This window comes from Pseudomonas sp. TE21435, assembly GCF_056279265.1.
This window is the reverse complement of the sequence record NZ_JBWBQZ010000001.1, coordinates 3,661,050-3,674,484: the sequence shown is the minus strand read 5'-3', so window position 1 is coordinate 3,674,484 and position 13,435 is coordinate 3,661,050. Positions and strand designations below refer to the sequence as shown.

The window sequence follows — 13,435 nt, the reverse complement described above, 5'->3', positions numbered from 1 at the left end:
CCCTTTTTTGTTTTTCATCCGAGGAATGGTCACTCTTTTTTGGTTGCCTATGCTTGTACATACAAGTAAAGGTGTGTTTGTATAGTCACCACGACACACACATGCCGTCGGACGACCGCAGAGGACATCCCCGTGACTGACAACAACAAGTACCGTGACGTAGAAATCCGTGCCCCGCGTGGCAACAAGCTGACCGCCAAGAGCTGGCTGACCGAAGCTCCGCTGCGCATGCTGATGAACAACCTCGACCCACAGGTCGCCGAAAACCCGAAGGAGCTGGTGGTATACGGTGGCATCGGCCGCGCCGCGCGCAACTGGGAGTGCTACGACAAGATCGTCGAGACCCTGACCCGCCTGGAAGACGACGAAACCCTGCTGGTGCAGTCGGGCAAGCCGGTCGGCGTGTTCAAGACCCACAGCAACGCCCCGCGCGTGCTGATCGCCAACTCCAACCTGGTGCCGCACTGGGCCAACTGGGAACACTTCAACGAACTGGATGCCAAGGGCCTGGCCATGTACGGTCAGATGACCGCCGGCAGCTGGATCTACATCGGCAGCCAGGGCATCGTCCAGGGCACCTACGAAACCTTCGTCGAAGCCGGCCGCCAGCACTACAACGGCAGCCTCAAGGGCAAGTGGGTACTGACCGCGGGCCTGGGCGGCATGGGCGGCGCCCAGCCTCTGGCGGCAACACTTGCCGGCGCCTGCTCGCTGAACATCGAGTGCCAGCAGAGCCGCATCGACTTCCGCCTCGAGACCCGCTACGTCGACGAGCAGGCCACTGACCTGGACGACGCCCTGGCGCGCATCGCCAAGTACACCGCCGAAGGCAAGGCCATCTCCATCGCCCTGCACGGCAACGCCGCCGAAATCCTGCCAGAGCTGGTCAAGCGTGGCGTGCGCCCGGACATGGTCACCGACCAGACCAGCGCCCACGACCCGCTCAACGGCTACCTGCCGGCTGGCTGGACCTGGGAACAGTATCGCGACCGCGCGGTGACCGACCCGGCAGGCGTGGTCAAGGCCGCGAAACAGTCGATGGCCGTACATGTACAAGCCATGCTCGACTTCCAGAAGCAGGGCATCCCGACCTTCGACTACGGCAACAACATCCGCCAGATGGCCAAGGAAGAGGGCGTGGCCAACGCCTTCGACTTCCCGGGCTTCGTCCCGGCGTACATCCGCCCGCTGTTCTGCCGCGGTGTCGGCCCGTTCCGCTGGGCTGCGCTGTCCGGTGACGCCGAGGACATCTACAAGACCGACGCCAAGGTCAAGGAACTGATCCCCGACGACGCCCACCTGCACCGCTGGCTGGACATGGCCCGCGAGCGCATCAGCTTCCAGGGCCTGCCGGCGCGTATCTGCTGGGTTGGCCTGGGCCTGCGCGCCAAGCTGGGCCTGGCCTTCAACGAAATGGTCCGCAGCGGCGAACTGTCGGCGCCGGTCGTCATCGGCCGCGACCACCTGGACTCGGGCTCGGTATCCAGCCCCAACCGTGAAACCGAAGCCATGCGCGACGGCTCCGACGCGGTCTCCGACTGGCCGCTGCTCAACGCCCTGCTCAATACCGCAGGCGGCGCCACCTGGGTCTCGCTGCACCACGGCGGCGGCGTGGGCATGGGCTTCTCCCAGCATTCGGGCATGGTCATCGTCTGCGACGGTACCGATGAAGCCGCCGAGCGTATCGCCCGCGTACTGACCAACGACCCGGGCACCGGCGTGATGCGCCACGCCGACGCGGGCTACCAGATCGCCATCGACTGCGCCAAGGAGCAGGGCCTGGACCTGCCGATGATCACCGGCTGATCGCCGCGCTTTGGATCGCACCCTTCACGGGTGATACTGAACAACAAGAAGGGGGCCATGGCCCCCGCGATTGGAGTAGCGAAGTGACCGAATTGACCCTCAAGCCCGGCACCCTGACCCTGGCCCAACTGCGCGCCATCCACGCCGCGCCCGTGCGCCTGCAGCTCGATGCCAGCGCCGCGCCTGCCATCGACGCCAGCGTCGCCTGCGTCGAGCAGATCATCGCCGAAGACCGTACCGCCTATGGCATCAACACCGGTTTCGGCCTGCTGGCCTCGACCCGCATCGCCAGCCACGATCTGGAAAACCTGCAGCGCTCGCTGGTGCTGTCGCATGCCGCCGGTATCGGCGCGCCACTGGACGACGACCTGGTACGCCTGATCATGGTGCTCAAGATCAACAGCCTGAGCCGTGGTTTCTCCGGTATCCGCCGCAAAGTCATCGATGCGCTGATCGGCCTGGTCAACGCCGAAGTCTACCCACACATCCCGCTGAAAGGTTCGGTCGGCGCCTCCGGCGACCTGGCGCCGCTGGCGCACATGTCGCTGGTGCTGCTGGGCGAGGGCAAGGCCCGCTACAAGGGCCAGTGGTTGCCGGCCTCTGAAGCCCTGGCCGTCGCTGGCCTGGAGCCGCTGACGCTGGCCGCGAAAGAAGGCCTGGCCTTGCTCAACGGTACCCAGGCGTCCACCGCCTACGCCCTGCGTGGCCTGTTCCAGGCCGAAGACCTGTACGCCGCGGCCATCGCCTGTGGCGGCCTGAGCGTCGAGGCGGCGCTGGGTTCGCGCTCGCCGTTCGATGCGCGCATCCATGAAGTGCGCGGTCAGCGTGGCCAGATCGATACCGCCGCCTGCTTCCGCGACCTGCTGGGCGATTCCAGCGAAGTCTCGCTGTCGCACAAAAACTGCGACAAGGTCCAGGACCCGTACTCGCTGCGCTGCCAGCCGCAAGTCATGGGTGCCTGCCTGACCCAGATCCGCCAGGCTGCCGAAGTGCTGGGCATCGAAGCCAACGCTGTGTCGGACAACCCGCTGGTGTTCGCCGCCGAGGGTGACGTGATCTCCGGTGGTAACTTCCACGCCGAGCCGGTGGCCATGGCCGCCGACAACCTGGCCCTGGCCATTGCCGAGATCGGCTCGCTGAGCGAGCGCCGCATCTCGCTGATGATGGACAAACACATGTCCCAGCTGCCGCCGTTCCTGGTGGAAAACGGTGGTGTGAACTCCGGCTTCATGATCGCCCAGGTCACCGCAGCCGCCCTGGCCAGCGAGAACAAGGCACTGTCGCACCCGCACAGCGTCGACAGCCTGCCGACCTCCGCCAACCAGGAAGACCATGTCTCGATGGCCCCGGCCGCCGGCAAGCGCCTGTGGGAGATGGCCGAGAACACCCGTGGCGTGCTGGCCATCGAATGGTTGGGCGCCTGCCAGGGTCTGGACCTGCGCAAGGGGCTGAAGACCTCCGCCAAGCTGGAACAGGCGCGCCAGGCGCTGCGTCGCGAAGTGCCGCACTATGACCGCGACCGCTTCTTCTCGCCGGATATCGAGGCGGCTGCCGCGTTGCTGGCCAAAGGCACGCTGACCGGGCTGCTGCCGGTTGGCGTCCTGCCAAGCCTGTAACGCCCTCGGGGCCGCTTTGCGGCCCATCGCCGGCAAGCCGGCTCCCACAACTGCTTGTGTGGGAGCCGGCTTGCCGGCGATTGGGCTGCGCAGCAGACCCCATCCCGATATCACGACCAGAACAACAATAAGGACGTGACATGCAACAAGCTCAAGGTCTCAAGCGCGGGCTATCGGCCCGGCACATCCGTTTCATGGCGCTCGGTTCGGCAATCGGTACCGGGCTTTTCTACGGTTCGGCCTCGGCCATCCAGATGGCCGGCCCGGCCGTGCTGCTGGCCTACCTGATCGGCGGCGCCGCAGTATTCATGGTCATGCGCGCCCTCGGCGAAATGGCCGTGCACAATCCGGTGTCCGGCTCCTTCGGCCACTACGCCAGCACCTACCTCGGCCCCATGGCCGGCTTCATCCTCGGCTGGACCTACGCCTTCGAGATGGTCATCGTCGCCATCGCCGACGTCACGGCCTTCGGGATCTACATGGGCTTCTGGTTCCCCGAAGTGGCACGCTGGATCTGGGTACTCGGTATCGTCTTCCTGATCGGCGGCCTGAACCTGTGCAACGTACGGGTGTTCGGCGAGATGGAGTTCTGGCTGTCGCTGCTCAAGGTCGGCGCCATCGTCGCGATGATCCTCGCAGGTCTCGGCATCATGGCCTTCGGTTTCAGCCAGGTGGGCACCGGGCAGGCTGTCGGGGTGAGCAACCTGTTCGAACATGGCGGCTTCATGCCCAATGGCGTCAGCGGCCTGATCGCTTCGTTCGCGGTGGTGATGTTCGCCTTTGGCGGCATCGAGATCATCGGCGTCACCGCAGGTGAAGCGAAAGACCCGCAACGCGTGATCCCGAAAGCGATCAACGCCGTGCCGCTGCGCATCCTGCTGTTCTACGTGCTGACCCTGTTCGTGCTGATGTGCCTGTACCCCTGGCCGCAGATCGGCAGCCAGGGTAGCCCGTTCGTGCAGATCTTCAGCAACCTGGGGATTGGCTCGGCAGCGGCGGTGCTGAACATCGTGGTGATTTCGGCAGCCATCTCTGCGATCAACAGCGACATCTTCGGCGCTGGCCGGATGATGTACGGCCTGTCCCAGCACGGCCAGGCGCCGCGTGGCTTTGGCAAGCTATCCAGGCACGGTGTGCCGTGGATGACCGTGGTGGTGATGGGGGCGGCGCTGCTGGTCGGCGTTCTGCTCAACTACCTGATCCCGGAGAACGTGTTCCTGCTGATCGCTTCGATCGCCACCTTCGCCACTGTGTGGGTGTGGCTGATGATCCTGGTCACCCAGGTTGCCATGCGCCGCAGCATGAGCCGCGAGGAAGTCGCCCAGCTCAAGTTCCCAGTACCCTTCTGGCCCTATGGCCCGGCCCTGGCCATTGCCTTCATGGTGTTCATCTTCGGTGTGCTCGGCTACTTCCCCGACACCCAGGCGGCATTGATCGTCGGGGTGATCTGGGTGGTGTTCCTGGTGGCCTCCTACCTGCTGTGGTGCAAACCACGCGCCGGTGGTGGCGAGCCGGTCCGGGAATCTGCCGAGCTGCAACGCTGAATTAGAAAGGAGATCCTGATGAGAACCCTCTGGCAGCACTGCCACGCCGCGACCATGACCGAAGGCCGTTACTCGGTCATCGAGGACGCGGCGATCATCACTAGCGCGGGCCTGATCGAGTGGATCGGGGCCCGCGATGAGGTGCCGCCGGTCGCGGCCGACCGCGTCGTCGACCTGGGCGGCGCCTGGGTCACCCCCGGGCTGATCGACTGCCACACCCACGCCGTGTTCGGTGGCAATCGCAGCGGCGAGTTCGAGCAGCGCCTGGAGGGCGTCAGCTATGCCGAGATCGCCGCCCAGGGCGGCGGTATCGCCAGCACCGTGCGGGCTACCCGTGCCGCCAGCGAGGACGAACTGCTGGTGAGTGCCCGTCAGCGCGTCCAGGCGCTGATGCGCGACGGCGTGACCACGATCGAGATCAAGTCCGGCTACGGCCTGGACCTCGAGAGCGAGCGCAAGATGCTGCGTGTTGCCCGGCGCCTGGGCGAGGAGCTGCCCGTGACCGTGCGCAGCACCTGCCTGGCGGCCCATGCCCTGCCGCCGGAATACGCGGGGCGGGCCGACGATTACATCGCACACATCTGCGATGTCATGCTCCCGGCATTGGCTGCCGAGGGCCTGGTGGACGCGGTGGATGCGTTCTGTGAGCACCTGGCGTTCTCCCCTGCCCAGGTCGAGCGAGTATTCATCAAGGCTCGTGAGTTGGGGTTGCCGGTGAAACTGCACGCCGAGCAACTGTCGTCGTTGCACGGTTCGAGCCTGGCGGCGCGTTATCACGCGCTGTCGGCCGATCACCTGGAGTTCATGACCGAGGAAGATGCCATCGCCATGGCCGAGGCCGGTACGGTGGCAGTGCTGCTGCCGGGGGCGTTCTACTTCCTGCGCGAAACCCAGTTGCCGCCAATGGATGCTTTGCGCCGGCACGGCGTGAAGATCGCCCTGGCCAGCGACCTCAACCCCGGCACCTCGCCGGGGCTGTCACTGCGCCTGATGCTGAACATGGGCTGCACCTGTTTTCGCATGACCCCCGAGGAAGCCCTGGCGGGTGTCACCGTGCACGCCGCCACCGCCCTGGGCCTGGGCGACAGCCATGGTTCGCTGGAAGAGGGCAAGGTCGCGGACTTCATCGCCTGGCAGATCGAACGCCCCGCCGACCTCAGCTACTGGCTCGGCGGTGACTTGCCCAAGCGCGTGGTGCGCCTGGGTCATGAGATAACCCACTGAGCGAGGCGACATGGACAAAGTATTGAGTTTCCACCAGGGCCGCCTGCCGCTGTTGATCAGCATGCCCCATGCCGGGCTTGGCCTGACCGACGCCGTGCGCGACGGGCTGGTCGAGCCGGCGCGCAGCCTGCCCGACACCGATTGGCACATCCCGCGGTTGTACGACTTTGCCCGCGAGCTGGGTGCCAGCGTGGTAGCGGCGGAGTACTCGCGGTTCGTCATCGACCTGAACCGGCCGGATGACGACAAGCCGCTGTATGCCGGCGCTACCACCGGGTTGTATCCGGCGACGCTGTTCGAGGGGGAACCGTTGTTCAAGGAAGGCAAGGCGCCCAGCCCTGAGCAGCGGGCCGTGTACCTGGAGCAGATCTGGCGGCCGTACCACGACACGATTCGTCGCGAGCTGGCGCGGATGCGTGAAGAGTTTGGCTATGCGTTGCTGTGGGATGCCCACTCGATCCGGTCGGTGATTCCGCATCTGTTTGATGGGAAGTTGCCGGATTTCAATCTCGGCACGTTCAATGGCGCCAGTTGCGATCCGGTATTGGCTGAGCGGCTGCAGGGTGTTTGCGCCGAGTTCCCCGCTTACAGCCATGTGCTCAACGGGCGTTTCAAGGGTGGGCATATCACCCGCCATTATGGGGATCCGGCCGAGCATATCCATGCGGTGCAGCTGGAACTGGGGCAGTGCACCTACATGAATGAAGTGGAGCCGTTCGGTTATCGCGATGATCTGGCGCGGCCGACGCAGGTGGTGTTGCGGCGGTTGCTGGAGACGGTGCTGACGTGGGGCGAGGAGCGCTATCAGGGTGGTTCGCGGGGGTAGAGCGTTCGACCGTGTCACGGCCGGCAGGTGTTCGCCACGACCCTTTTGGCGCTCGATCTTGAGGGCGCTGAAGAGCCCGTGTCGGGCACCTGTCAGCCCTGATGCAATCTCGAACCATGCCCTCCCGGGCATCACGCTTCACCCTTGCCCCCATCGCCAGCAACTCCAAAACCCCGACGATTCACACGGACACATGCTCTGCGCGCAATTCAGGTTTATGATGCCCAACGGCAGATTAAATCCTCACACGGAGTGCGCGATGCAGACCCTCTACCCGCAGATCAAACCCTACGCCCGGCACGATCTGGCCGTGGAAGCGCCGCATGTGCTGTACGTCGATGAAAGCGGCTCGCCCGAAGGTCTGCCCGTGGTGTTCATCCACGGCGGCCCAGGCGCTGGTTGCGACGCCCAGAGCCGTTGCTACTTCGACCCCAATCTCTACCGCATCATCACCTTCGACCAGCGCGGCTGTGGTCGCTCCACGCCCCACGCGAGCCTGGAGAACAACACCACCTGGCACCTGGTCGAGGATCTGGAGCGCATCCGTGAGCACCTCGGCATCGACAAATGGGTACTGTTCGGCGGCTCCTGGGGCTCCACCCTGGCCCTGGCCTATGCCCAGACTCACCCCGAGCGCGTGCATGGGCTGATCCTGCGCGGGATCTTCCTGTGCCGCCCGCAGGAAATCAGCTGGTTCTACCAGGAGGGCGCAAGCCGCCTGTTCCCCGATTACTGGCAGGACTACATCGCACCGATTCCACCGGAAGAGCGTGGCGACCTGGTCAAGGCTTTCCACAAGCGCCTGACCGGCAACGACCAGATCGCCCAGATGCATGCGGCCAAGGCCTGGTCCACCTGGGAAGGCCGTACCGCCACCTTGCGGCCGAACCCGTTGGTGGTCGACCGCTTCTCCGAACCCCAGCGCGCCCTGTCCATCGCCCGCATCGAATGCCATTACTTCACCAACAACGCGTTCCTCGAGCAGGATCAGCTGATCCGCGACATGCCGAAGATCGCCCATCTGCCGGCGGTGATCGTGCATGGCCGCTACGATGTGATCTGCCCGCTGGACAACGCCTGGGAACTGCACCAGGCCTGGCCGAACAGCGAGTTGAAGGTGATCCGCGACGCCGGCCACGCCGCCTCCGAGCCGGGTATCACCGACGCTCTGGTACGCGCGGCCGACCAGATGGCGCGACGCCTGCTCGACCTGCCCCTGGAAGAGGCATGAAAGGGCTGATCCAGCGTGTGCGTGGCGCACGGGTGGAAGTGGCGGGGGAGACCGTCGGGGCCATCGACCAAGGGCTGCTGGCGCTGGTGGCGGTCGAGCCAGGCGATTCGCCTGAGCATGCCGACAAACTGCTGCATAAACTGCTGAACTACCGAGTGTTCAGCGATGAGCAGGGCAAGATGAACCGCTCGCTCAAGGATGTCGGTGGCGGCCTGTTGCTGGTGTCGCAGTTCACCCTGGCCGCCGACACCCGCAACGGCATGCGCCCGAGCTTCTCGACGGCTGCGCCACCGGCCCTTGGCGCTGCGCTTTTCGACTATCTTTTGAATCAGGCACAAGGTCAGCACCGGCAGGTGGCCAGTGGTCGCTTCGGCGCTGACATGCAGGTGCATCTGGTCAATGATGGCCCGGTAACATTTATGTTACAAATATGAGGTCAAAAAACCCTTTGTTTGGCGAAAACAAGGGGTTTTGTACGATAAATAGTTTGTTCAGCCTGATGCGTTGTAACGCGACCTGCTGGATAATCGCGCGCTGCATGAACCTGCGTTCGCAGGTTCGTTTCACTTTGACTCGAGCATTGTCAGGATCCGTTTGGGGAATCATTACGCCCTCACGGGGTCCGAACAGTGCTCGCCAACCCGGCATTTGTCGCTGGCCGTTGGTTTCATGATCTGTTTTCGGCGAGGATTGCTCGTGATTGTAAGCCCCTGTATTGCACCTAGAATCCCCGGTATCCGGCTGCGCAAGGCCCTGTTGGCCGGCGTGGCGCTGGTCGGCCTGATGAGCGCGGGCCAGCTGTGGGCATTCAATCTGGACGATGTTGCAGCCAAGGCAAAGGATCTGGCCGGTCAGAAGTTCGAGGCACCGAAGAGCAACCTGCCGCCGGTGTTCCGCGACATGAAGTACGCCGACTACCAGAAGATCCGCTTCCTGCAGGAAAAGGCCGAGTGGGCCAAGGACAAGACGCCGTTCAAGCTGTCCTTCTATCACCAGGGCATGCACTTCGACACGCCGGTGACCATCAACGAGATCACCGCCAACAAGGTCAAGGAAATCAAGTACGACCCGAGCCGCTTCGAGTTCGGTGACGTGCCCCATGACGCTGATGCCACCAAGAACCTCGGCTATGCCGGCTTCCGTGTGCTCTACCCGATCAACAAGGCCGACAAGCAGGACGAGATCATGACCCTGCTTGGCGCCAGCTACTTCCGCGTGGTCGGCAAAGGCCACCGCTATGGCCTGTCGGCCCGCGGCCTGGCCATCGATACCGCACTGCCGTCGGGCGAGGAATTCCCGCGTTTCCGCGAATTCTGGATCGAGAAGCCCAAGCCGAAAGACAAGCACCTGGTGATCTACGCACTGCTTGACTCGCCGCGCTCCACCGGTGCCTACAAGCTGACCCTGCGCCCTGGCGAGGACACCCTGGTCGACGTCAAGTCGCGCGTCTACCTGCGTGAAAACGTCAGCCGTCTGGGCATCGCCCCGCTGACCAGCATGTACCTGTTCGGCCCCAACCAGCCGTCGAAGGTCATGAACTACCGCCCGGCCCTGCATGATTCCGAAGGTCTGGCCATCCACGCCGCCAACGGCGAGTGGCTGTGGCGCCCGCTGAACAACCCGAAACACCTGGCCGTGAGCAACTTCAGCGTCGAGAACCCGCGTGGTTTCGGCCTGCTCCAGCGCCAGCGCGCCTTCAGCGACTATGAGGACCTCGACGACGAGTACGAAAAGCGTCCGAGCGCCTGGATCGAGCCGAAAGGTGATTGGGGCAAGGGCACCGTCGACCTGGTCGAGATTCCGACCGCCGACGAAACCAACGACAACATCGTGGCCTTCTGGAGCCCGGAAAAACTGCCTGAGCCAGGCAAGCCGTTCGAATACGACTACCGCCTGCGCTGGACCATCAAGGAAGACCAGCTGCACTCGCAGGAGCTGGGCTGGGTCAAGCAGACCCTGCGCTCCGCCGGTGACGTCAAGCAGTCCAACCTGATCCGTCAGACCGACGGCAGTGTTGCCCTGCTGGTCGATTTCATCGGCCCGAACCTTGCGGCGTTGCCGGCGGACACCGCCGTGCGCAGCCAGGTCAGCGTCGGCGACAACGCCGAAGTGGTCGAGAACAATCTGCGTTACAACCCGGAAACCAAAGGCTGGCGCCTGACCCTGCGCCTGAAGGTGCAGGATCCGAAGAAATCCACCGAGATGCGTGCCGCGCTGCTGCGTGACGTGCCGGTCGAGCAACCGAAGCCCGCCAAGGAAACCAAGCAGGACAAGGCCGCGGCCAAGCACGCCCACGCCAAGGCTGAGAAAGCCAAGGCCGAGCAGGCTGCCGAGCAACCCGCCGCCGACGCGGCATCCACCAACGGGGCCCCGGCCACCACCGAGAAGGTGCTGACCGAGACCTGGAGCTATCAGTTGCCTGCCGATGAGTAACTCAAGCGCAAGGCCGGAATCGCTTGGCGAATACCTGGCCCACCTCCCCCTGAGCGACGAGCAACGCGCGGAACTCGCCCGTTGCACCTCGTTCAGCGAGCTGCACCAACGCCTGGCGGCCAACCCGGCCGCCGCCACCGCCGAGGCCGTCCAGGCTTCGGTGGGGGCCCGTCTTACCGTAGGCAGCGCCGCTGAACTGGAAGAGGCCGAGATGCTCGGCGTCGATGGCAGCGGCCGCCTGTGCCTGAAGATCGCCCCACCGATCAAACGCACCAAGGTCGTGCCCGAGCCGTGGCGCACCAACGTGCTGATCCGCATGTGGCGGCGCATGACCGGTCGCACCAACGCCCCGCAGCCGCCCAAGCGCGAGCTGCCCCCGGCACGCTGGCGCACGGTCGGCTCGATCCGCCGCTACATCCTGCTGACCTTGATGATTGGCCAGACCATTGTCGCCGGCTGGTACATGAAGGGCATCCTGCCGTACCAGGGCTGGTCGTTCGTCGACCTCGACGAAGTCATCCACCAGCCACTGTGGGACACCGTGGTGCAGGTGTGGCCGTATGCGCTGCAGACGTCCATCCTGATCCTCTTCGGCATCCTGTTCTGTTGGGTATCGGCGGGCTTCTGGACCGCGCTGATGGGCTTCCTCGAGCTGCTCACCGGGCGTGACAAGTACAAGATTTCCGGCAGCAGCGCCGGCAACGAGCCGATTCCCGCCGAGGCGCGTACCGCGCTGGTGATGCCGATCTGCAACGAAGACGTGCCACGGGTGTTCGCAGGCCTGCGGGCGACCTTCGAGTCGGTGGCCGCCAGCGGTAACCTCGATCGTTTCGACTTCTTCGTGCTTAGCGATACCAACGACACCGATATCGCCGTGGCCGAACAACAGGCCTGGCTCGACGTGTGTCGCGAGACCAAGGGCTTCGGCCGCATCTTCTACCGTCGTCGCCGGCGCCGGGTGAAGCGCAAGAGCGGCAACCTCGACGACTTTTGCCGCCGCTGGGGCGGCGATTACAAGTACATGGTCGTGCTCGACGCCGACAGCGTCATGAGCGGCGAGTGCCTGAGCAGCCTGGTGCGCCTGATGGAGGCCAATCCGGACGCCGGCATCATCCAGACCGGGCCAAAAGCTTCGGGCATGGATACCCTTTATGCGCGCATGCAGCAGTTCGCTACCCGCGTATACGGCCCGCTGTTCACCGCCGGCCTGCACTTCTGGCAGTTGGGGGAGTCGCACTACTGGGGCCACAACGCGATCATCCGCATGAAGCCATTCATCGAGCACTGCGCCCTGGCGCCGTTGCCGGGCAAGGGCGCGTTTGCCGGTGCGATCCTTTCCCACGACTTCGTCGAAGCCGCACTGATGCGCCGGGCCGGTTGGGGCGTGTGGATCGCCTACGACCTGCCGGGCAGCTACGAAGAACTGCCGCCGAACCTGCTCGACGAGCTCAAGCGCGATCGTCGCTGGTGCCACGGCAACCTGATGAACTTCCGCCTGTTCCTGGTCAAGGGCATGCACCCGGTGCACCGCGCGGTGTTCCTCACCGGGGTGATGTCGTACCTGTCGGCGCCACTGTGGTTCCTGTTCCTGGTGCTGTCTACCGCACTGCTGGCGACCAACACGCTGATGGAGCCGCAATACTTCATCGAACCGTTCCAGCTCTACCCGCTGTGGCCGCAATGGCACCCGGAAAAAGCCATCGCGCTGTTCTCCACCACCATCGTGCTGCTGTTCCTGCCCAAGCTGCTCAGCGTCATCCTGATCTGGGCCAAGGGCGCCACCGAGTTTGGCGGGCGCATCAAGGTCACCTTGTCGATGCTGATGGAGATGCTGTTCTCCATGCTGCTGGCGCCGGTGCGGATGATCTTCCACACCCGCTTCGTGCTGGCCGCGTTCCTCGGCTGGGCCGCGACCTGGAACTCGCCGCAGCGTGACGACGACTCGACTCCGTGGAGCGAGGCGGTACGTCGCCATGGTCCGCAGACCCTGCTGGGCATCGCCTGGGCCGGCCTGGTGGCCTGGTTGAACCCGAGCTTCCTGTGGTGGCTGGCGCCGATCGTCGGCTCGCTGGTGCTGTCGATCCCGGTTTCGGTGATCTCCAGCCGCACCCGCCTGGGCCTGGCGGCCAAGGACGAGAAGCTCTTCCTCATCCCCGAGGAATATGCGACGCCGCAGGAGCTGCTGGCCACCGACCAGTACACCCACGAGAACCGCTGGCATGCCCTGCACGACGGCTTCGTGCGGGCCGTGGTCGACCCACGCCAGAACGCCCTGGCCTGCGCCATGGCCACGGCGCGTCACGGCCAGGCGGCGCCGATCGAGGCGCTGCGCGTTGAGCGTGTGGCCAAGGCGCTGGAAGTGGGGCCACAGGGCCTGGACCTGAACACCCGCCTGGCGCTGCTCAGCGACCCGGTGGCGCTGTCGCGCCTGCACGAGCAGGTATGGGCCGGGCACAACACGGCGTGGATCGATGTATGGCGCGCGTCCATCGCCAACGACCCGCACTCGCCGCTGCTGCCGCTGCATCCGGAGCACGTGGTCCAGCCAGCACTGGCTTGACTCCGTCGCACCGATAATCGCGGGGCAAGTCGGGCCGCCGCATCGCCGCTCCCACGCCGTATCAACGGTGCGTGGGGCGGCGATGCGGCGGCCCGACTTGCCCCGCGATTGTTTTTCCCTCATCGATTTTTGGCCAACAAAGTCCCCACCGGCTCTAGGTCCCGGCCTTCGCATGCGTTAGCATCCGTCTCGACA

9 protein-coding genes are annotated in these 13,435 nt (G+C 64.8%); all 9 read left to right on the top strand.

The genetic code is table 11. The features are described from left to right. Positions 1 to 132 precede the first annotated feature (132 nt). A complete protein-coding gene (hutU, locus tag ACZ9C1_RS16565) occupies positions 133 to 1,806 on the top strand; it encodes a urocanate hydratase (RefSeq protein ID WP_038706939.1) in 1,674 nt (557 codons plus the stop codon). An 83-nt stretch (positions 1,807 to 1,889) separates the two neighbouring features. Next, positions 1,890 to 3,422, top strand: a complete 1,533-nt coding sequence (gene hutH, locus ACZ9C1_RS16560; RefSeq protein WP_139674064.1) for a histidine ammonia-lyase — start codon at positions 1,890 to 1,892, stop codon at positions 3,420 to 3,422. A 140-nt stretch (positions 3,423 to 3,562) separates the two neighbouring features. Further along, the gene (locus tag ACZ9C1_RS16555; protein WP_139674062.1) at positions 3,563 to 4,966 is read left to right on the top strand and encodes an amino acid permease; all 1,404 of its coding nucleotides are present in this window, start codon (positions 3,563 to 3,565) and stop codon (positions 4,964 to 4,966) included. Between the two features lie 18 nt (positions 4,967 to 4,984). Then, complete coding sequence (gene hutI, locus ACZ9C1_RS16550) at positions 4,985 to 6,190, top strand: imidazolonepropionase (RefSeq protein WP_277502220.1); 1,206 nt, start codon at positions 4,985 to 4,987, stop codon at positions 6,188 to 6,190. A 10-nt stretch (positions 6,191 to 6,200) separates the two neighbouring features. Further along, complete coding sequence (gene hutG / locus ACZ9C1_RS16545; RefSeq protein WP_198755750.1) at positions 6,201 to 7,016, top strand: N-formylglutamate deformylase; 816 nt, start codon at positions 6,201 to 6,203, stop codon at positions 7,014 to 7,016. Positions 7,017 to 7,275: 259 nt separating this feature from the next. After that, positions 7,276 to 8,247 carry a prolyl aminopeptidase gene (gene pip / locus ACZ9C1_RS16540; protein ID WP_046853900.1) on the top strand — a complete coding sequence of 324 codons (972 nt, stop codon included), beginning with the start codon at positions 7,276 to 7,278 and terminating at the stop codon, positions 8,245 to 8,247. Beyond that, on the top strand, positions 8,244 to 8,681 hold the full coding sequence (gene dtd, locus ACZ9C1_RS16535; RefSeq protein ID WP_139674053.1) for a D-aminoacyl-tRNA deacylase: 438 nt from the start codon (positions 8,244 to 8,246) through the stop codon (positions 8,679 to 8,681). Before pip ends, dtd begins: the two co-directional genes overlap by 4 nt. 262 nt (positions 8,682 to 8,943) lie before the next feature. Continuing rightward, positions 8,944 to 10,680, top strand: a complete 1,737-nt coding sequence (locus ACZ9C1_RS16530) for a glucan biosynthesis protein G (RefSeq protein WP_110700374.1) — start codon at positions 8,944 to 8,946, stop codon at positions 10,678 to 10,680. Further along, a complete protein-coding gene (gene mdoH / locus ACZ9C1_RS16525) occupies positions 10,673 to 13,240 on the top strand; it encodes a glucans biosynthesis glucosyltransferase MdoH (RefSeq protein WP_102690661.1) in 2,568 nt (855 codons plus the stop codon). The genes ACZ9C1_RS16530 and mdoH overlap by 8 nt, the downstream gene beginning before the upstream one ends. The last annotated feature ends 195 nt before the right edge of the window (positions 13,241 to 13,435 follow it).

What these genes read in the sequence shown, in the direction of transcription:
- ACZ9C1_RS16555 (WP_139674062.1), top strand. Translation starts at nt 3,563, where the DNA reads ATGCAACAAGCTCAAGGTCTCAAGCGCGGGCTATCGGCCCGGCACATC.
- hutI (WP_277502220.1), top strand. Translation starts at nt 4,985, where the DNA reads ATGAGAACCCTCTGGCAGCACTGCCACGCCGCGACCATGACCGAAGGC.
- hutG (WP_198755750.1), top strand. Translation starts at nt 6,201, where the DNA reads ATGGACAAAGTATTGAGTTTCCACCAGGGCCGCCTGCCGCTGTTGATC.
- pip (WP_046853900.1), top strand. Translation starts at nt 7,276, where the DNA reads ATGCAGACCCTCTACCCGCAGATCAAACCCTACGCCCGGCACGATCTG.
- dtd (WP_139674053.1), top strand. Translation starts at nt 8,244, where the DNA reads ATGAAAGGGCTGATCCAGCGTGTGCGTGGCGCACGGGTGGAAGTGGCG.
- mdoH (WP_102690661.1), top strand. Translation starts at nt 10,673, where the DNA reads ATGAGTAACTCAAGCGCAAGGCCGGAATCGCTTGGCGAATACCTGGCC.